19 protein-coding genes are annotated in these 18,235 nt (G+C 65.7%); 5 read left to right on the top strand and 14 right to left on the bottom strand.

Annotation, left to right across the window (positions count from 1 at the left end; translation table 11 throughout):
* Positions 1–23: 23 nt before the first annotated feature.
* The 5 genes from LC083_RS07020 to LC083_RS07000 all read right to left on the bottom strand — a co-directional run bounded on the left by LC083_RS07020 (position 24) and on the right by LC083_RS07000 (position 5,940).
* On the bottom strand, positions 24–3,527 hold the full coding sequence (locus LC083_RS07020) for an efflux RND transporter permease subunit (protein WP_226699752.1): 3,504 nt from the start codon (positions 3,525–3,527) through the stop codon (positions 24–26).
* A 13-nt stretch (positions 3,528–3,540) separates the two neighbouring features.
* Positions 3,541–4,725 carry an efflux RND transporter periplasmic adaptor subunit gene (locus LC083_RS07015; protein ID WP_226699751.1) on the bottom strand — a complete coding sequence of 395 codons (1,185 nt, stop codon included), beginning with the start codon at positions 4,723–4,725 and terminating at the stop codon, positions 3,541–3,543.
* A gap of 215 nt (positions 4,726–4,940) precedes the next feature.
* Positions 4,941–5,207 (bottom strand): GlsB/YeaQ/YmgE family stress response membrane protein, encoded by a 267-nt coding sequence (locus LC083_RS07010; RefSeq protein WP_226699750.1) that lies wholly within the window; start codon positions 5,205–5,207, stop codon positions 4,941–4,943.
* Between the two features lie 139 nt (positions 5,208–5,346).
* A complete protein-coding gene (locus LC083_RS07005) occupies positions 5,347–5,646 on the bottom strand; it encodes a DUF1153 domain-containing protein (protein WP_160608664.1) in 300 nt (99 codons plus the stop codon).
* Positions 5,647–5,940, bottom strand: coding sequence for a hypothetical protein (locus LC083_RS07000; protein WP_226699749.1), 294 nt, complete (start codon positions 5,938–5,940; stop codon positions 5,647–5,649).
* A 105-nt stretch (positions 5,941–6,045) separates the two neighbouring features.
* Between LC083_RS07000 and mnmA the strand changes: the two genes are divergently transcribed.
* Positions 6,046–7,200 (top strand): tRNA 2-thiouridine(34) synthase MnmA, encoded by a 1,155-nt coding sequence (gene mnmA / locus LC083_RS06995; protein ID WP_226699748.1) that lies wholly within the window; start codon positions 6,046–6,048, stop codon positions 7,198–7,200.
* Here mnmA and LC083_RS06990 read toward each other — a convergent pair whose 3' ends face one another.
* The gene (locus tag LC083_RS06990) at positions 7,201–7,539 is read right to left on the bottom strand and encodes a hypothetical protein (RefSeq protein ID WP_226699747.1); all 339 of its coding nucleotides are present in this window, start codon (positions 7,537–7,539) and stop codon (positions 7,201–7,203) included.
* A gap of 34 nt (positions 7,540–7,573) precedes the next feature.
* Here LC083_RS06990 and LC083_RS06985 point away from each other — a divergent pair, with 34 nt between their 5' ends.
* Positions 7,574–8,707 (top strand): serine hydrolase domain-containing protein, encoded by a 1,134-nt coding sequence (locus LC083_RS06985; protein WP_226699746.1) that lies wholly within the window; start codon positions 7,574–7,576, stop codon positions 8,705–8,707.
* Here the strand turns inward: LC083_RS06985 and LC083_RS06980 are convergent.
* Genes LC083_RS06980 through pdxH form a run of 3 tightly spaced genes read right to left on the bottom strand, consistent with a single transcriptional unit; the run spans position 8,686 to position 11,041 of the window.
* Positions 8,686–9,489 carry a PhzF family phenazine biosynthesis protein gene (locus tag LC083_RS06980; protein ID WP_226699745.1) on the bottom strand — a complete coding sequence of 268 codons (804 nt, stop codon included), beginning with the start codon at positions 9,487–9,489 and terminating at the stop codon, positions 8,686–8,688. The two genes, LC083_RS06985 and LC083_RS06980, sit on opposite strands and share 22 nt — an antisense overlap.
* Positions 9,486–10,445, bottom strand: a complete 960-nt coding sequence (locus LC083_RS06975) for a cation diffusion facilitator family transporter (RefSeq protein WP_226699744.1) — start codon at positions 10,443–10,445, stop codon at positions 9,486–9,488. Before LC083_RS06975 ends, LC083_RS06980 begins: the two co-directional genes overlap by 4 nt.
* Entirely contained in the window at positions 10,418–11,041 is a 624-nt protein-coding gene (gene pdxH / locus LC083_RS06970; RefSeq protein ID WP_226699743.1) for a pyridoxamine 5'-phosphate oxidase, read from the bottom strand. The genes LC083_RS06975 and pdxH overlap by 28 nt, the downstream gene beginning before the upstream one ends.
* A gap of 205 nt (positions 11,042–11,246) precedes the next feature.
* Between pdxH and LC083_RS06965 the strand changes: the two genes are divergently transcribed.
* Genes LC083_RS06965 through fabI form a run of 3 tightly spaced genes read left to right on the top strand, consistent with a single transcriptional unit; the run spans position 11,247 to position 14,019 of the window.
* Positions 11,247–12,185, top strand: coding sequence for a DnaJ C-terminal domain-containing protein (locus tag LC083_RS06965; protein ID WP_222554810.1), 939 nt, complete (start codon positions 11,247–11,249; stop codon positions 12,183–12,185).
* Positions 12,186–12,191: 6 nt separating this feature from the next.
* A complete protein-coding gene (locus LC083_RS06960) occupies positions 12,192–13,187 on the top strand; it encodes a YihY/virulence factor BrkB family protein (protein ID WP_224831626.1) in 996 nt (331 codons plus the stop codon).
* 22 nt (positions 13,188–13,209) lie between these two features.
* Positions 13,210–14,019: an enoyl-ACP reductase FabI gene (fabI, locus tag LC083_RS06955; protein ID WP_226699742.1), complete on the top strand. Its 810-nt coding sequence runs from the start codon at positions 13,210–13,212 to the stop codon at positions 14,017–14,019.
* Between the two features lie 16 nt (positions 14,020–14,035).
* Here the strand turns inward: fabI and wecC are convergent, their stop codons facing one another.
* The 5 genes from wecC to LC083_RS06930 all read right to left on the bottom strand — a co-directional run bounded on the left by wecC (position 14,036) and on the right by LC083_RS06930 (position 18,227).
* Positions 14,036–15,301, bottom strand: a complete 1,266-nt coding sequence (gene wecC / locus LC083_RS06950; RefSeq protein ID WP_226699741.1) for a UDP-N-acetyl-D-mannosamine dehydrogenase — start codon at positions 15,299–15,301, stop codon at positions 14,036–14,038.
* 73 nt (positions 15,302–15,374) lie between these two features.
* On the bottom strand, positions 15,375–16,499 hold the full coding sequence (gene wecB, locus LC083_RS06945; RefSeq protein WP_226699740.1) for a non-hydrolyzing UDP-N-acetylglucosamine 2-epimerase: 1,125 nt from the start codon (positions 16,497–16,499) through the stop codon (positions 15,375–15,377).
* Positions 16,500–16,541: 42 nt separating this feature from the next.
* Positions 16,542–17,135 (bottom strand): hypothetical protein, encoded by a 594-nt coding sequence (locus LC083_RS06940; RefSeq protein WP_226699739.1) that lies wholly within the window; start codon positions 17,133–17,135, stop codon positions 16,542–16,544.
* A gap of 88 nt (positions 17,136–17,223) precedes the next feature.
* Positions 17,224–17,751, bottom strand: a complete 528-nt coding sequence (locus LC083_RS06935) for a demethoxyubiquinone hydroxylase family protein (RefSeq protein WP_160608651.1) — start codon at positions 17,749–17,751, stop codon at positions 17,224–17,226.
* Complete coding sequence (locus LC083_RS06930; RefSeq protein WP_226699738.1) at positions 17,748–18,227, bottom strand: disulfide bond formation protein B; 480 nt, start codon at positions 18,225–18,227, stop codon at positions 17,748–17,750. The genes LC083_RS06935 and LC083_RS06930 overlap by 4 nt, the downstream gene beginning before the upstream one ends.
* Positions 18,228–18,235 lie beyond the last annotated feature (8 nt).

The raw sequence follows: 18,235 nt of genomic DNA, 5'->3' as shown, positions 1-18,235 counted from the left end.
GTCCCGCCATGATCAGGCGACGATCACTCGGCCGGATCGATCCCGGCTTCCCCGCCAAGGGGCTGCAAGCGCTTGTGCTCGTCACCCGGCTTGTAGGTCAGGAACCGCTGGCGCAACCACGGACCAAGGCGCTTTTCGAAGCCGTCGGCAAGGCTGAAGCCGGCCGGCACGATCAGCAGGGTCAGCAGCGTCGAAAGGATCAGGCCACCGATCACGACCCAGCCCATCGGCGCGCGCCATGCACCGTCACCGGCAAGGCTGAGCGCGGTGGGCACCATGCCCGCGGTCATGGCGACCGTGGTCATGACGATCGGCTGTGCGCGCTTGCGGCCGGCATCCACGATGGCCTCGAACTTCTCGACCCCGCGTTCCATTTCCTCGACCGCGAAGTCGATCAAGAGGATCGAGTTCTTCGCAACGATGCCGAACAGCATCAGGATGCCGATGAAGACTGGCATGGAGAGCGGCTGGCCGATCGCCCAGATCAGGAGCAACCCGCCCAGCGGCGCGAGCAGCAGCGAGGTCATGTTGACCAGCGGCGACACGAAGCGGTGGTAGAGCAGCACCAGCACGGCGAAGACCAGCAGCATGCCCGAGAGCAAGGCGATCTGGAAATTGACCATCATTTCCTGCTGCCATTCATCCTCGCCGAACGGCGCGTTGGACACGCCCGAAGGCAGGTCTTCCATGATCGGCAAGGCGTTGATGGCCTGCATCGCATCGCCCTTCGCCATGTCCGGCTCGAGGTCGGCGCCGACGAAAATGCGGCGGTTCTGGTTGTAACGCTGGATCGAGGTCGGACCCGAACCGAAGCTGATTTCGGCAACGCGGCTGAGCGGCACCGAACCGCCGGTCGAGGTCGGCACGGGCAGGTTCTGGATCGTCGCGATGTCCTGGCGCGATTCCTCGGGCAGGCGCACGCGGATCGGCACCTGGCGGTCGGACAGCGAGAACTTGGCGGCGTTCTGGTCGATGTCGCCCAGCGTCGCGATGCGGATCGTCTGGCTGAGCGCGGCGGTGGTAACGCCGAGCTGCGCGGCAAGGTCGAGGCGCGGCTTGATGAGGATTTCGGGGCGACGCATGTCCGCCTCGATGCGCGGGGCGACGAGGCCCTTCACACCCTTCATCTGTTCCACCAGCGTGGCTGCAGTCGCATCCAGCGTCTTGGGATCGCTACCCGAGAGCATGACCGAGATCGGCCGGCCCGTACCGCCGCCGCCCTGGTTGGACTGGAACGTCACGCGGGCGTCCGGGATGTCCTGGAAGACGGGCGTCAGGTTCCGTTCGAACTCCTGCTGGGTTTTCTTGCGGTCGTCCTTCAGCGTGATGAAGAGGCGGGCATTGCCTTCGTTCACGCGTTGGAGCGCGGCTTCCACGTCCGAGTCTTCGTTGACGATCGCAGCGACACGGTCGGCCACGCGCTCGGTCTGTTCGAGCGTGGTGCCGGGCACCATCTCGATACGCACGCGGCTGAAGTCGCCGTCTGAATCGGGGAAGAACTGGGCGGGCAGCGCCGCACCGACGAGGCCGGTGAGGATCAGCGCCGCAAAGCCGACGCCGAGCATCCACACACGGTGGTCGCGCATGCGCGCCGCGAAGCGGTCCAGCCTCATGTTGAACCACTGGCGATATTCGCTGCCGAACAGCCGCGAAGCAAAACCCAGCATCAACGCACTGACCTTTGCGGCAATGAAGCCGATGAAGAAGCCCAGCGCGAGGAACAACAGCATGGTCGGGAAGGCGATGAAGAAGCCGATCGCCTGCGAGATCCATTCGGGCAGCATCGAGAGATGGCCCTTCCAGAATGCGATGTCGGTCATCCCGCCGAGCACGGAATTGAGTGCCATGACCGTGCCGAATAGGCCGCCGAGCCAGGCGACGGCGATAATGCCGAACATTACGAGGCCGCCGAATGCATAGTACCAGTGGAAGCTGGCGGGCTGGATGCCGGCACGAGCGCGGTCGGCGCCGCTGCGGTCGAGCGTCCAGCGCAGCAGCCGCTCGTACCGGTCCATCATCGGGCCTTCGCCGTGCGAGGCGTGGCCTTTGGCCTTGAGGAAGTAAGCCGCGACCATCGGCGTGATCATACGCGCGACGAGCAGCGACATGGTCACCGATGCGACGACGGTGAGGCCGAAGTTCTTGAAGAACTGGCCCGACACGCCCGGCATCAGGCCGACCGGCAGGAAGACAGCGACGATCGAGGCGGTGGTGGCGACCACCGGCAGGCCGATTTCGTCGGCAGCGTCGATCGAGGCCTGGTAGGCCGTCTTGCCCATTCGCATGTGTCTGACGATGTTCTCGATCTCCACGATCGCATCGTCGACCAGCACGCCCGCCACGAGGCCGAGCGCCAGCAGCGAAAGCTGGTTCAGGGTGAAGCCGAGCAGGTCCATGACCCAGAAGGTCGGGATGGCCGAGAGCGGGATGGCCAGCGCGGAAATGAAGGTCGCGCGCCAGTCGCGCAGGAAGAAGAACACCACGACGACCGCCAGGATCGCGCCTTCGATCATCGCCGCGATCGAGCTGTCGTACTGCGCCTTGGTGTAGTCGACCGAAGTGAACAGGCGGGTGAACTCGATGCCCGGGTTCTCTTCCTTGATCTTCTCCAGCTCCTCGACCGCATTGTCATAGACGCTGACGTCCGATGCGCCGCGGGCGCGGGTGAGGCTGAAGGTCACGACCTGGCGACCGTCGATCTTGCCGAGCGAGCGGACCTCGCCGAAGCTGTCGCGCACTTCGGCGACATCGGAGAGCTTGACCGTGCGGCCACCGCCGATGGCGACCTGGACCTGCGAGAGCGCATATGCGGTATCGGCATTGCCGAGCACGCGGACCGACTGGCGTGATCCGGCGATTTCCGCCTGGCCGCCGGCAGCGTTGAGATTGTTCTGCCGCAGCGCGCCGTTGACCTGGCTGGCAGTCACGCCGAGCGACTGCATCCGGGCAGGATCGAGGATCACGAGGATCTCGCGCTCCACCCCGCCGCCGCGGCTCACTTCGGCCATGCCCTCGATGCCGAGCAGCCGCTTGGCGACCGTATCGTCGACGAACCAGCTGAGCTGCTCGAGCGTCATGTCGGGCGCGCTGATGGCGAAATAGCCGATCGGTTCGGACGAGGTCTGCACGCGCTGGACGCGCGGTTCGAGAATGCCGTCCGGCAATTCGCCGCGGATCTGGCCGATGGCGGTTTCGACCTCGTTCACCGCCTGGCCGATATCGTGGCCGATCTCGAATTCGATGAAGGTCGAGGAGAAGCCTTCGCTGGCGGTGGAGTTGAGATTCTTCACGCCTTCCACGCCGCGCACGGCAGATTCCACGCGCTGGGTGATCTGGTTCTCGATTTCCGTCGGAGCGGCGCCAGGCTGCGAAATGCCCACGGTCACCCCGGGGAATTCGATGTCCGGCTGCTGCTGCACCTCCATATCCGAAAAGCTCATGATGCCGGCCAGCATCAGCCCGATGAACAGGATAATCGGAATGATCGGGTTCCGGATCGACCATGCGGAGATGTTGCGGAAATTCACCAGCCGGCCCCCGTCAGTTCTTTTCGACGACCGGCTTCACCGTCTCGCCTTCGTTGAGGAAGCCGCCGGCACGCAGCACGACGCGTTCCTGGCCGGTCAGGCCTTCGCGGATGACGATGCCGTTGGGCGTGACATTGCCCAGCTTGATCGGGCGGCGGGCAACCTTGTTGTCGTCGCCAACGATGTAGACATAGCTTTCGCTGTCGTCCGACATGATCGCGCTTTCGGGCAGGATCGGGGCGACGATCGTGCCGCTCTTGATCAGAGCCGTGGCGAAGCCGCCGGGGCGCAGTTCAGGCGCATAGGGCAGTGCGATACGCGCCGTACCCTGGCGGTCCTGCGCATTGATGGTCGGGGCGACCTGCCAGATCTGGCCGGTGAAGCTCTTTTCCGAACCCACCGGCGTCACTTCGGCGCTTTCGCCAGCCGTGAGACGCGAAAGCTCGATTTCGCCGAGGCGGGCGAGCATTTCCATCTCGCCGCCCTTGGCGATGCGGAACAGCGGCTGCGATCCGCCGCTGACCGTCTGGCCCGGTTCGACATTGCGTTCGAGCACGAGACCGGCAGCCGGCGCGACGATGTTGAGGCGCGCGTTACGGGCCTGCAGTTCGCGGAGCGATGCCTGCGCCACGCGCACGCGGGCGACGGCTGCATCGCGGGTCGCGGTCAGGCGATCGACATCGGCCTTGGATACGAAGCCGCGCTCGACCAGCTGGAGCGCGCGGTCGAGATTGGCCTGCGCGAGATTGGCGTCGGCCTGCGCGACCTGAATCTGGGCAGCAGCGCTCTGCGCTTGCTGCGTCTGGACCGAACGGTCGATCACGGCGAGAACCTGTCCGGCCTGGACCCAGCTGCCCTGCTCGACAGGAACGGAGACCACGCGGCCACCTTCGCCAACAACGCCCACGGGCATTTCGCGGCGGGCAGCAAGCGTGCCGGTAGCGGTGATTTCACCTGCAATCGTGGTGCGCCCGGGCGCGACGACGCTGACGGCAGGGGCCTGCGCCTGGCCGGCGTTCGGATCGGCAGGCGCCGAGGAAAGCATGAAGTACGCGCCGATTGCGGCCGCGAGAAGGATAATCGCGCCGATAATCAGGGGCTTCTTGTTTCGTGCAAGGCGCGACACGCTACCTCCTTCGTCGAATTCTACGGTCGACGCGTCGTCGATCTTGGATTTGATGCCTGCCTCGTAATTCATCGTTTTGCCCCGAATGGTCGCAGCCCTGTTCTCGACCACTGTATTAGTCGAGTAAAGCACAATCCGCAAGACTGCGCATGTCGGCCCTAGAACTGCCTGTGAGCGAGAGCAATGGCGCTCTCTATGAAGGGGCTATCTCACCTGACGAATGGGCCGGACGAAAAAGGGCGGCAGGTTGCCCCGCCGCCCCTTCGCATTTCGTATCGGCTTCTCGCTTAGCGGACGCGGCCGCGCTGTACGAGGTTCGCGATGCCCAGCAGCACCACGGCGCCGACGATGGCGATGACGAGACCGGTCAGCGAGAATTCTTGGACACTGCCGGAAATGCCGAGCAGCGGACCGGCGATGAGATTGCCGATCACCGAGCCGATACAGCCGACGACGATATTCCAGAAAATGCCCATGGACGCGTCGCGGTTCATGACCAGGCTCGCGAGCCAGCCAGCGATACCGCCAACGATAAGTGCAATAATCCAACCCATTGATAATCCTCCTGCTTTTGCCGTCGTCCTCCCCTGAAACAGAGGCAAAGTGACGGAGAACACCCGGGATACTACTGCCCCGGGGTTAGATAGCAAGCGGCTGGATTCTCGATTGGTTCCCGCAGGCCCGGGCTACGGCTCAGTACTTGAACTGGCGTTCGTACAGGTCGCGGTAGTGCTGGATACGTGTGACGCGAAGGCCTTGCATGCCCGAGCGGTCGACGGCACGCTGCCACGAGGCGAACTCTTCCAGCGTAAGGCCATAGCGCTCGAGGACCTCGTCGATCGTCAGCAGTCCGCCGTTGACGGCAGCCACGACCTCGGCCTTGCGACGCACGACCCAGCGCTTCGTCGAGGGCGACGGCAAGTCCTTGAGGGTCAGCGGCTCGCCGAGCGGGCCGATTACCTGTGCAGGGCGGATGTCCTGGTTCTCGATCATCTAATTCTCTTCGTCGCCATGCGCCGCACCATCTGCGGCATCTGCCCCGTTTAGCGGCTCGCCTTTGCCATGCGCTAAATCAGTATGGTTACCGACGCATTTACCTTTGTCGCAGGTTTCGCGGCGTACTTCCCCGAAAGCCTCGAACCCGCCGGCCGAGGACCGTGCGAGTTCCGCGCGCAGTTCGCGAGTCGCTTCCAGCCGCGCAACCAGCTCGGTCCAGCGAAACCGCTGCAAAACCTCGCTTTCACGTCCGTCGACGAAAGCCTGACGATTGATGTGCCCCTCAAACATGCCTCTGTGGATAAGCCTACATGGTAAAGAACCCGTGAAGCATCGCCTGCGGCACAAATCGGTAAATGGTGGAGGCAAGCCCCCAAGCCGTGTATGGGGCGCGCCATGCCCGAATCCCGCCTTCTCGAACCGGCGTCCGCCGCCGGCCTGTTCGACCTGCCGCGCCCGGCAAGTGAATGCCGCATCGTCGTCGCGATGTCGGGCGGGGTGGATTCCTCCGTGGTCGCCGCACTGGCCGCGAAAAGTGGTGCCGAAGTGATCGGCATCACGCTGCAGCTTTACGACTACGGCGCAGCCACCGGGCGCAAGGGGGCCTGCTGCGCGGGCGACGATATCGCCGATGCGCGCGCCGTCGCCGACCGGCTGGGCATCGCGCATTACGTCTACGACCATGAAAGCGCCTTCCGCGAGGACGTGGTCGAAGCCTTTGCCGACGAATACCTCGCCGGCCGCACCCCTGTGCCCTGTATCCGCTGCAACATGGGCCCCAAGTTCACCGACCTGTTCGCCATGGCGCGCGAATTGGGTGCCGACTGCCTTGCCACCGGCCACTATGTGCGCCGCGTCGAGGGTCCTGCCGGAGTGGAACTGCACCGCGCGCTCGATCCGGCGCGCGACCAGTCCTACTTCCTCTATGCGACGACCGAGGACCAGCTCGACTATCTGCGCTTCCCGCTCGGCGGGCTGCCCAAGGCCGAGGTGCGCGACCTGGCCGAGGCTGCGGGCCTGCGCAATGCCGCCAAGCCCGATAGCCAGGACATCTGCTTCGTGCCCGATGGCGACTATGCCAAGATCGTAAAGAAGCTGCGGCCCGAGGGCGGGCGCGCGGGCGATATCGTCCATGCGCAGAGCGGTGAAGTGCTCGGCCGCCACCAGGGCGTGATCCACTACACCGTCGGCCAGCGTCGCGGGCTCGAGATCGGCGGCCAGCCGGAACCGCTCTACGTGGTCGGGATCGATGCGGACAAGGCGCAGGTGCTGGTCGGCCCCCGCCCCATGCTGGCCGTCTCGGCCGCCCGCCTGATCGAGACCAACCGGATCGGCCCGCTGCCCGACGCCGGGCTGACGGCCAAGGTGCGCAGCCTGGCCAAACCCGTTCCGGTCACGCTCGAAGGCACGCTTGGCGGCGGGGCGGCGACGACCATCCGTTTCGCCCAGCCCGAATACGGCGTCGCGCCCGGACAGGCGGCGGTCATCTATGCCGGCGAACGCGTGGTCGGCGGCGGCTGGATCGACGGGACGACCGGCTTCGAGGGCTGATCAGCCCTCCCATTCCTTCAGCACGCAGCCATAGCCTTCGCGGTAAGTGGCGGTGTCCGACGCGATCAGCGGAATGCTCGCGGTCACGCTCTTTTCGGCGGGATCCTCGCTCAGCATGACCAGTTCCATGCCTTCCAACTTGTCCTTGGAGCAGTCCGACAGGCTGCGCCCCGAGACGTAGCGGCACGAACAGGCGACATGCGCGCCATAGGCCGTGCCTGCCTCCGAAGTGCGTCGCAGGCCCTCGCCCCAGGCGAACCAAGCGGCCCCGCCAAGCGCGAGGACGAGGACAAAGAGCCACAGCCAGCGGCTGGACATGAAAGTGCGTTTATTCGCCATTGCGACAGCGGTTTCCCCGTGCGAGTGCAGACCCATGAATTTGCGGTCGCGCCCCCTTATCGTCCTTACCCTTGCCGCCACAAGCCTTGCCGCATGCGGTTCGCCCGGTCCTGCCGAGGAACCGCCGCTGAGCGAGGAAGCGGTGGCCGCCGTGACCGAGAATGCCGGCGCTCCGGCGAAGGCGCTGGCGCGCGAGGTGGACGATCTTTTCACCATGGAAGGCCTTGGCGAAACGCGCGCGCTGATCGTCATGAAGGACGGCAAGATCGCGGCCGAACGCTATGGCGAGGGCTACGATGCCGACACCCGGTTCGTCAGCTGGTCGATGGCCAAGACGGTCACCGCCATGATGATCGGCCAGCTGGTCGGCGACGGCCTGCTGCGCCTCGACGCGCCTGCTCCGGTCCCGCGCTGGCAGCGCAGCGGCGACCCGCGCGCCGACATCACCCTGCGCCACCTCCTCCAGATGCGCAGCGGGCTGGAGCATACCGAGGCCGGCGACCCGCCCTACGAGAGCGGCGAGGTGCGCATGCTCTTCCTCGACGGGCGCGACGACATGGCGGACTATGCCACCGCGCAGCCGCCCGAGGCGGAGCCCGGGGCGAAGTTCGAGTATTCCTCGAACACCACGGTCATCCTCGCCGACATCGCCGCGCGCACGCTGACCGAAAGCAGCGATCCCGAAGCGCGCCGCCGCGCAGTCAGCGACTATCTCCATGCCCGCCTGTTCGACCAGCTGGGCATGGATTCCATGACCCTCGAATTCGACCGCTCGGGCACGCTGATCGGCGGCAGCCTGATGCACGCGACGGCCCGCGACTGGGCCAAGCTGGGCGAGCTGATGCGCCTCAAGGGCTCGCACCGGGGCGAACAGCTCCTGCCGCGCAGCTGGGTCGCCGAGATGGTGAAGCCCAGCCCCAAGAGCCCGCATTACGGCCTCCAGACCTGGCTCAACCGCCCCAATGGCGAGCCGGAGCACCCGCTCTTCCCCGACCGCGCGCCGCACAGCGCCTTTTCGATGATCGGGCACATGGGCCAATACGTCTTCGTGTCGCCCGCACAGGGGTTGACCGTGGTGCGCCTCGGCCACTCCAATGCCGAAGAGCGCAAGGCCATGCTGCAGCAGCTGGCCGACGTAATCGAACTCTACCCCGCAGAAGGCAGGTAGAACTCGCCCTTCACCACTGTCACGCAGGTCCCGCCGAGCCACGCCTGCTCGCCCTCGCGCCGGCAGGTCGCATGGCCCCCGCGCTGCGAGGCCTGGAAGGCGGTGAAGCTGTCGCGGCCCAACTGCTCGCTCCAGTAATAGGTCAGCGCCGCATGGGCCGAGCCGGTGAAGCTGTCCTCGTCCACTCCGCCGCCCGGCACGAAGACGCGGCTGACGATGTCGGTATCGCCTCCACGCGCCGTGCAGATGAACTGGTCGTTCCCCAGTGCGCGAAGCCCGCGCATGTCGGGATCGAGCGCGCGCACCGCCTCTTCGCTGTCGAAGCGGTAGACGCCGTAACGGTCCGGGCTGAGCCAGACCTCGGCAGGCTCTACGCCCAGAAAGGCTACCGCCTCCGCCCATTCGCCGGGCTCGGTGCGGATGAGCGGCAAGGCTAGCTCGTAACCGCCCCCTGCCCGGCGTACTTCGAGAATACCGGCATGGCGCGTGCGAAAGGTCACCCGCTCGCCGCCGCTTTGCGACAGCACGACATGACCGCTGGCGAGTGTCGCATGGCCGCACAGGCGGACCTCTTCCGTCGGAGTGAACCAGCGCAGCTCGTAATCCGCTGCCCCGCTCGCATCGGGGATGATGAAAGCGGTTTCGGCGAAAGCGTTCTCTTCGCCGATAGCCTGCAGCACATCGTCGGGCAGCCATTGGTCCAGCGGCATCACCGCGGCCTGGTTGCCGCGAAAGGGCGCATCGGCAAAGGCGTCGACATGCCAGTAGGGGATGGTGGTCACTTGCCGTTCTCCAGCCGCTTGAACTCGTTTTCCTCGGCCAGCGGGTTGCCCGGCTCGTCGACATGGCCTTCGGGATCGATGTGGATGAGCAGCTCCATGTCGGGGAACTGGCGGCACAGATCCGCTTCCACCCGCTCGATGATGTCGTGCGCTTCTTCCACCGTCATCTCGCCCGGCAAGTCGACATGGAACTGGACAAAGTCGCGGTGCCCGCTGGTGCGGGTGCGCAGATCGTGGAGCTTGGACAGCTCCGGATGCCGAGCCGCCGCCTCCACGAAGGCGAGGCGTTTCTCCTCCGGCCATTCGCGGTCCATCAGATCGTCCACCGCGGCGCGAGCGGCAGTGAAGGCGCCCCAGCCGAGCCAAGCGGCAATTGCGAGGCCGAAGGCGGGGTCCGCACCCGTCAGCCCGGCCATCTGGTCGAGCAGCAGGGCCGCGATCACGGCGAGGTTCAGGAACAGGTCGGACTTGTAGTGCAGGTGGTCGGTCTGGATCGCGAGGCTGCGCGTGCGGCGCATGACGTAGCGCTGCCAGCCGAGCAGCGCGAAGGTCAGCGCAATGGCGACCAGCGACACGCCGATACCCTCTGCCGCGGCCTCGGTCCCCTGCCCGCCGGCGAACTGCATGATCGCCCGGATCGCGATGCCGAAGGCCGACAGCGCGATCAGCATGACCTGGAAGATGGCGGCGAGCGCCTCTGCCTTGCCGTGCCCAAAGCGGTGGTCCTCGTCCGCCGGCTGCGAGGCGATCCACACGCCGGTCAGCGTGGCGAAGCTGGCGATGAGGTCGAGCGCCGAATCGGCAAGGCTGCCGAGCATGGCGGTCGAGCCGGTCTTCCAGCTCGCCCAGGTCTTGAGCGCAACCAGCACCACGGCAACGCTGATCGAGGCCAGCGCGGCCGAACGGGCAAGGCGGGCGCGGTCCTCGCTCACGGGTAGAGCAGCGTGTTCGACCACGCTTCGCCTGCCGATGCGCGGGTGAAGCGGCGGCGGTCGTGCAGGCGGAACTCGCGGTCGCGCCAGAACTCGATGGCGAGCGGCGTCAGCAGGAAGCCGGTCCAGTGCGGCGGGCGCGGGATGTCGCCTTCGGGATAGCGTTCCTCCAGCGCGGCGACGCGGTCGAGATAGACCTGCCGGTCTGCCAGCGGGCGCGACTGGTCGCTGGCGGCCGAACCGATCTGCGAGACGCGCGGACGCGAATGGAAGTAGGCATCGGCCTGCTCGCTGGTCACTTCGGTCAGCGGGCCTTCGATGCGGATCTGGCGGCGCAGGCTCTTCCAGTGGAACAGCAGCGAGGCGCGCATGTTGGCGCGGATTTCCTCGCCCTTGCGGCTTTCGGCATTGGTGTAGAACACGAAGCCGCCGCCTTCACCCCACTGGCTGCCGTGGCCCTTCAGCAGCACCATGCGCACCGATGGCATGCCGTCCGCATTCGCCGTGGCCAGCGCCATGGCGTTGGGATCGTTCGGCTCGCTCGCCTTGGCCTCGCCGAACCATTCCTCGAACAGGGCGAAGGGGTCGGTTACGGGGATGGCGCTGGTCGCTTCACTCATCGGGCGGCAATCCTACAGCTTGGAACAGATGGAACACGGTCCTGGCACAAAAAGCCCCGCCCCGGCATTTCGCCCGCAAAATGGCGGAACGTCGTGCATCGCGAAGGGGTTGGGACCATGCATGACCTGCTCCCTAACCCCAGTGCCGCGCGTAGGAAAGCCTCGCCGCTTGCGCCGCGCGAGTGTTGCACCTAGCTAACACGCAATGGCCGATCCATACTCCATCCTTGGCGTCACCCGCTCCGCGTCCGAACAGGACATCAAGAGCGCCTATCGCAAGCTCGCCAAGGAGCTGCATCCCGACCGCAACAAGGACAATCCCAAGGCTGCCGAGCGGTTCTCGGAAGTCACCAATGCCTATGACCTCCTGTCCGACAAGGACAAGCGCGCCCGTTTCGACCGCGGCGAAATCGACGCGGACGGCAATCCGACCAATCCCTTCGGCGGCGGCTTCGGCGGCCATCCGGGCGGCGGCCAGCGCGGCTTCCGGGCAGAGGATTTCCAGGGCTTCGGCAATGACGGCGTCGATCTCGGCGATATTTTCGACGGGCTGTTCGGCGGCGGCCGGGCCGGCGCACGCGGACGCGCCGATCCCTTCGGCGGACGGCGGCCCCCGCCGCCGCGCAAGGGCGCCGACATCGCCTATACGCTGCGCGTACCCTTCACCGACGCGGCTTCGCTGCGCGACCAACGCATCACGCTGGCCGATGGCAAGACGATCGACCTGAAGCTGCCCAAGGGGTTGGAAGACGGCACGCAGATGCGGCTCAAGGGCAAGGGTGAACCGGGTCCGGGCGGCGCGGGCGACGGGCTCGTCACCATCCGCATCGACAGCCACAAGCTCTACCGCCGCGAGGGCTTCGACGTGCGCTTCGACCTGCCGATCACGCTCGACGAGGCGGTCGGCGGCGGCAAGGTGCGCGTGCCCACGGTCGATGGCCCGGTGATGATGACGATCAAGCCCGGGACCAGCGGCGGCACCGTGCTGCGCCTCAAGGGCAAGGGCTTCACCAGGAAGGACGGGACGCGCGGCGACCAGCTCGTCACGCTGGAAATCCAGCTGCCTGCCGACATGGACGAGCTTGCCAAGCGGCTCGACGGGTGGAAGGACGAAAGCGACCCACGCAGCAAACTCGGGGTGTAAGGCCGCTTGAGACATCCGACGCTTCCCCAGCCCGAAGAGCGCGAGATCCACTCGCTCTCACCCGAGGCGCGGCGGCGGGAAGCCCAGACGCTGCGCGGGGAAGTCGCCCGCAGGGTCGGTCCGGGCACGCGGGCCTTCGAAGTGGTGAAGCGCACGGTCGTCGGCACGTTCAACGACGGCTTCATCCATGCCGGCAACCTTGCCTATCTGGCGATGCTGTCGATCTTCCCTTTCTTCATCCTCGGCTCGGCGCTGTTCTCGCTGTTCGGGGAAGAGGCGGAACGCGCCGCCACCATCAACGCCGTGCTGGTCGCCCTGCCGCCCGTGGTCGGCAATGTGATCGAGCCGGTCGCGCGCGACGTGATCGAGGCGCGCAGCGGCTGGCTGCTCTGGGCAGGCGCGGCCGTCGGATTGTGGACGGTCGGCAGCCTCGTCGAGACGATCCGCGACATCCTGCGCCGCGCCTACGGTACACGCATGACCAAGGCTTTCTGGAAATACCGCATCTTCTCCAGCGGCGTGATCCTTGCGGCGGTGATGCTGCTGATGCTCTCGCTGCTCGCGCAGGTCGTCATCGGCGCCGCGCAGCAGGTGATCGAGGCCTATTTCCCGCAGCTGATGAACCGCATGGTGGATTTGCAGCTCTCGCGCATCCTGCCAGCGCTCGGCCTGTTCGGCTCGCTCTACATGCTGTTCTATTCGCTCACGCCCTCGCGCTATCGCCACAGGCGCTATCCGAAATGGCCGGGCGTGTTGTTCACTACGCTGTGGTGGATCCTCGTCACCACCTGGCTGCCGGTCGTGCTGCGCAGCTTCTTCACTTATAACCTCACCTACGGCAGCCTTGCCGGGATCATGATCGCGCTGTTCTTTTTCTGGCTTGTCGGCCTCGGTGTGGTTATCGGCGCGGAACTCAACGCGGCGCTGGCCGAAACCCCGGAAGAAGAGGGGGCGGGCGAGGCGCCGGACGTTACGGAAGACGCGGTCTCTGACACGCAATGACGCTGAAGGAAGGAATGCACTGATGGGCGGACTGATGGCAGGCAAGCGGGGGCTCATCATGGGGCTCGCCAACGACAAGTCGCTGGCCTGGGGCATTGCCAAGAAGCTGCACGAACAGGGTGCGGAAATGGCCTTCTCCTACCAGGGCGAGGCGCTGAAGAAGCGCGTCGGCCCGCTGGCCGAACAGCTCGGCAGCGATTTTGTGTTCGAATGCGACGTGTCGGACATGGACGCGCTCGACCGCGCCTTCGACACGCTGAAGGAACGCTGGGAAACGATCGATTTCGTCGTCCACGCGATCGGCTTCTCCGACAAGAGCGAGCTGCGCGGGCAGTATGTCGACACCAGCCTCGACAACTTCCTGATGACGATGAACATCTCGGCCTATTCGCTGGTCGCGGTGGCGAAGCGAGCGAAAGAGATGATGCCTGATGGCGGCAGCATCCTGACGCTGACCTATTACGGCGCGGAAAAGGTCATCCCGCACTACAACGTGATGGGTGTCGCCAAGGCCGCGCTGGAAACCAGCGTCCAGTACCTCGCCAACGATCTCGGCCCGCAGAACATCCGCGTGAACGCGATCAGCGCCGGCCCCATCAAGACGCTCGCAGCCAGCGGCATCGGCGATTTCCGCTACATCCTGAAGTGGAACGAATACAATTCGCCCCTGCGCCGCAATGTCACGATCGAGGACGTAGGCGGATCGGGCCTTTATTTCCTGTCCGACCTCTCATCGGGCGTGACCGGCGAAACGCATCATGTCGATGCAGGCTACCACGTCGTCGGCATGAAGCAGGAAGACGCGCCCGACATCGCGCTCGACAAGGCGTGATGTCCCGGCCGGGGGCCTAGGCGGCGTCCGGCCAGATACCGCGCGTGTCGTAGACAGCCTTGTTCTCGCGCTCTTCGGGCGGAATGACCTTGAAGACGTCGTGATCGACGAGGACGATGATCACGTCGCTCTCTTCCAGCGCGGTGTCGATGTCGACCAGCTCCGCGCCGGTACCGTCGAATTCCTTAGGCAGTTCGCCGGCATAGGGCTCGACGACCTGCACGCGCTCGCCATATTCTCGGGCGATGCTGGCCGCGACATAGCGTGCCGGGCTTTCGCGGAAGTCGTCGATGTTGGCCTTGAAGGCGAGGCCGAGGCAGGCGATTTTCGCGCCCGGATTGCCCTCCACCAGTGATTTCGCACGGGCGAGCACGTGGTGCATCTTGGCATCGTTGGTCTCGCGCGCCTGGCGGATGATTTTGGCTTCTTCGGGCGCGCCGTGGACGATGAACCACGGGTCGACCGCGATGCAGTGGCCGCCGACGCCGGGGCCGGGCGTGAGGATATTCACGCGCGGGTGCCGGTTGGCGAGGCGGATCACCTCCCACACGTCGAGACCCTGCTTGTCGGCAATCATCGACAATTCGTTGGCGAAGGCGATGTTCACGTCGCGGAAGCTGTTCTCGACCAGCTTGGTCATTTCCGCGCTGCGGGCATCGGTGGTGACGCACTCGCCCTTCACGAAGCGCTTGTAGAAGGCGAGCGCCTTGCGTGCACAGCGCGGGGTGATGCCGCCGATCGAGCGATCGTTATGTGTCAGTTCCTCGAGGATCTTGCCGGGCAGCACGCGCTCGGGACAATAGGCGAGGCTGATGTCCGGCTGGCCGTCGGTGAGGCCGGGCATGGCGAGATCGGGCCGCTTGGCAGCGATCGCATCGCGCATCGCCTCGGTCGTGCCGACAGGCGAGGTTGATTCGAGGATCACCACGTCCCCCTTCTTGAGCACCGACGCTACGTTTTCCGCCGCGGCCATGACATATGACGTGTCAGGCGTGTGGTTGCCGTCCTTGGCGAACGGCGTCGGCACAGCAATCACGAAGACATCGGCGGGCGCGATCTCGGTCGAGGCCTTGAGCAAGCCGCGCTGGACCACCGCCTGCACCAGGCCGTCGAGATCGACTTCCTCGATATGGATTTCGCCGCGATTGATCGTGTCGACCACGGTCTGCGTCACATCGACGCCGTGCACGCGGCAACCTGCACGCGCGATGATCGCCGCCGTGGGCAGGCCGATGTAACCGAGGCCGATGACGCAGACGTCGGGTTTGATGTCGCCACGCATGTCTTGAAAAAGTCCCGTCAGAAGTTCGCCCGCAGTCCTAGCGCGCGAAGGTAAATTTACCAGTAATGGTGAATCAGGCGCTTGCCAGCAGGTCGCAGATGCGCTGCGCGGAATGCCCGTCACCGAACGGATTGTGCGCGCGCGCCATGGCGGCGTAGGCCTCCGCATCGTCGAGCAATCGGGTGGTCTCGCGCACGATCGTGTCGGCATCGGTGCCGACCAGCTTGGCGGTGCCTGCTTCCACGCCTTCGGGCCGTTCGGTCGTCTCGCGCATGACGAGCACCGGCTTGCCCAGCGCGGGCGCTTCTTCCTGCACGCCGCCGCTGTCGGTCAGCATCAACGTGCTGATGTCGAGCAGGCGCGCGAAGTGCGGATAGTCGAGCGGCTCGATCAGCGCGACATTGTCGAGACCCGCCAGCTGCTCGTTCATCACGGCGCGCACGTTGGGGTTCAGATGGACCGGAAAAATAACCGCAACGTCATCACGAGCGGCAATACGCTTAACCGCATCGGCGATATTCTGCATCCCGTCGCCGAAATTCTCGCGACGGTGGCTGGTCATGCCGATGATCCGCTTGCCCGCAAAGCGTGCCTCAAGGCCCGCAAGGCCGGAGGCGAGTTCGGGCTGCTCCTCGATCCGCCGTGTCACCCATTTGAGCGCGTCGATCACCGTATTGCCGGTCACATGGACGGTGGCAGCGTCGACATTCTCTTTCAGCAGGGCCGCAGCGCTGGTTTCGGTCGGCGCGCAGTGGAGCGCGGCAAAGGTGCCCACCACGCGGCGGTTCACCTCTTCGGGCCAGGGATGGTAGATATTGCCGCTGCGCAGGCCCGCCTCGACATGGCAGACGCGGATCTGGCGGTAATAGGCCGCGAGCCCGCCGGCCATCACTGTGGTCGTATCGCCCTGCACCACCACCCAGTCGGGCTGTTCGGCGTCCAGCACCTTGCCGATGCCGGTGAGCGCGCGGGCGGTCAGTTCGTCGAGCGACTGGCCCGGCGTCATCAGGTCGAGATCGTGGTCCGGCGCGACTCCCGCAATCGAGAGCACCTGGTCGAGCATCCCGCGATGCTGTGCGGACACGCAGACCCGGCTGTCGAAGCGGTCGTCCGCTTCCAGCGCATGGACCAGCGGGAACAGCTTGATCGCTTCGGGACGGGTGCCGAAAACGGTGAGGATCTTGGGACGCGCAGTCATGAGGCTGCGCTGTAACCGGAAACGGTTAACAGGCCATAGACCTTATTCGGGCTGGTCGGGAACCTCGGCAACCACGGTTGGCTCGGTGGTCGGGGCAGGCTCGTCGCCCGGAAGCGGCTCGCCGCGTTCGCGGGCGAGGCGTTCCATGTATTCGCGCTCGATCATCTCGACGTCGCGCTGGGTGCGTTCGGCATCGGCATCGATGGTCGAGAGGCGTTCCTCGCGCTGTTCGGCGATGATCTGCGAGAAGCGCACATCGCTGCCTTCGCGCTTTTCGGCATAGGCCTGGTTGATGAATTGCTCGGTACAACCGGTGAAGTTTGCCGGGCCGGTCGGGGTGCAGGACATGATGCCCGATGCGCCGACCATCTCGAGGCTTTCCACGCGCGAGGCCCAGCTTTCGTTCGCCGGGCTGCCCGAAGTGCGCAGAGCCTCGGGGATGCGGTAGCGTTCGGCTTCCGCCTTGCGTGCGCAAACGATGATCGTGTCGCCTTCGCTGGGCGGGCAGGCATCGTCGCCATAGACCACGACCATGTTGTAGCGCTCGTCACCGGTGTCGACCGGCTGCTGCGCGGCGACGGGCGTCGCGGCGAATGCGGCTGCGGTGGCGGCAAGGGCGATAAGGGGCTTCGACATGGGAACCTCGTGGAATGCGGATGGCGCGATTAGGCGCGTCTTCGCGTGAATAGTCAATGAAGCGGGCCACGAGCGGGCCCGCACCGCGTCAGATACGTTCCGAAATCCGGATCGCCGCGCGGCACCCCATCCGGATAAGGCCCGAGAGCACCGGATAGGCGGGCGCACGCTCCGCCCCTGCGGCCAGGGCGGCATCGCGATGCTCGCGCTCGTCCTCGCGGAATTCCTCGATCATCGCGGCGAGTTCGGGATCCTCGTTGGTTTCGGCGAGCTGGTCGAGCTGGTCGGAATAATGCTTGTCGATTTCCGTCTCGACGGCGGCGGTGCAGGCCATCGCCGCTTCCGGACCGATCAGCGCGGTTACTGCACCAAGCGCGAAACCCGCGCGATCCCAGAACGGCTGCAGCGCGGTCGGGCGCACGCCGCGGCGCGCCATCAGCGCATCGAACTTCGCGCGGTGCCCGGCTTCCTGTTCCGCCATTCCGGCGATTTCCGCCGAGTGCGGGCCGCGGTCGCCCATGACGGCAAGCTGGCCGGCATAGATGCGGGTAGCGCCGAATTCACCCGCCTGGTCGACGCGGATCATCCGGGCGATGTGGTCGGGTGTCTTGCTCATGCCGCCTTGTCCTTTGCCAGCAGGCGGAAGATGAACAGCCCGCCCAGTACCGAGAAGAGGAAGTTGAAACCTGCAAGGCTAACGCCCAGCAGCGTCCACGGTGCCTCGTCGCAGCGGACCATCGGCGTATTCATGATCGCATCGAGCGCGCTTTCGCCCGAATCCGGTAGCGGGATCGCGGCGCAGGACGTCACCCCTTCCCACCAGCCGTATTCGACGCCGGCATGGAAGAAGCCGATGGCGCCCGAGGTGAGGATGCCGCCTGCCGCCAGCGCGATCCAGAGCTTCTTCGGCGGGGCGACAAAGGACACCAGCGCCAGCGCGAGCGCGGCGAAGTGCGGCCAGCGCTGCCACCAGCACATTTCGCACGGGAACAGGCCGAAGCCGTATTGCGAGATATAGGCGCCTGCCAGCAGGGCTGCGGGGATCGCCAGCGCCAGCCGCTGGGCCAGCTGCGTCGGGGACGTGTCGGTCATACCGGGCG

The sequence above is a fragment of the Qipengyuania gaetbuli genome (assembly GCF_020524765.1).
Lineage (GTDB): Bacteria > Pseudomonadota > Alphaproteobacteria > Sphingomonadales > Sphingomonadaceae > Qipengyuania > Qipengyuania gaetbuli_A.
Note: the sequence above shows the minus strand (reverse complement) of the source record. Positions and strands in the feature narration are given on the sequence as shown.

Bases quoted from the DNA above. Each gene is read 5' to 3' on its own strand.
- LC083_RS07015 (WP_226699751.1), bottom strand. From the start codon at position 4,725: ATGAATTACGAGGCAGGCATCAAATCCAAGATCGACGACGCGTCGACC.
- LC083_RS07010 (WP_226699750.1), bottom strand. From the start codon at position 5,207: ATGGGTTGGATTATTGCACTTATCGTTGGCGGTATCGCTGGCTGGCTC.
- LC083_RS07005 (WP_160608664.1), bottom strand. From the start codon at position 5,646: ATGATCGAGAACCAGGACATCCGCCCTGCACAGGTAATCGGCCCGCTC.
- LC083_RS07000 (WP_226699749.1), bottom strand. From the start codon at position 5,940: ATGTTTGAGGGGCACATCAATCGTCAGGCTTTCGTCGACGGACGTGAA.
- mnmA (WP_226699748.1), top strand. From the start codon at position 6,046: ATGCCCGAATCCCGCCTTCTCGAACCGGCGTCCGCCGCCGGCCTGTTC.
- LC083_RS06990 (WP_226699747.1), bottom strand. From the start codon at position 7,539: ATGGCGAATAAACGCACTTTCATGTCCAGCCGCTGGCTGTGGCTCTTT.
- LC083_RS06985 (WP_226699746.1), top strand. From the start codon at position 7,574: ATGAATTTGCGGTCGCGCCCCCTTATCGTCCTTACCCTTGCCGCCACA.
- pdxH (WP_226699743.1), bottom strand. From the start codon at position 11,041: ATGAGTGAAGCGACCAGCGCCATCCCCGTAACCGACCCCTTCGCCCTG.
- LC083_RS06965 (WP_222554810.1), top strand. From the start codon at position 11,247: ATGGCCGATCCATACTCCATCCTTGGCGTCACCCGCTCCGCGTCCGAA.
- fabI (WP_226699742.1), top strand. From the start codon at position 13,210: ATGGGCGGACTGATGGCAGGCAAGCGGGGGCTCATCATGGGGCTCGCC.
- wecC (WP_226699741.1), bottom strand. From the start codon at position 15,301: ATGCGTGGCGACATCAAACCCGACGTCTGCGTCATCGGCCTCGGTTAC.
- wecB (WP_226699740.1), bottom strand. From the start codon at position 16,499: ATGACTGCGCGTCCCAAGATCCTCACCGTTTTCGGCACCCGTCCCGAA.
- LC083_RS06940 (WP_226699739.1), bottom strand. From the start codon at position 17,135: ATGTCGAAGCCCCTTATCGCCCTTGCCGCCACCGCAGCCGCATTCGCC.
- LC083_RS06935 (WP_160608651.1), bottom strand. From the start codon at position 17,751: ATGAGCAAGACACCCGACCACATCGCCCGGATGATCCGCGTCGACCAG.
- LC083_RS06930 (WP_226699738.1), bottom strand. From the start codon at position 18,227: ATGACCGACACGTCCCCGACGCAGCTGGCCCAGCGGCTGGCGCTGGCG.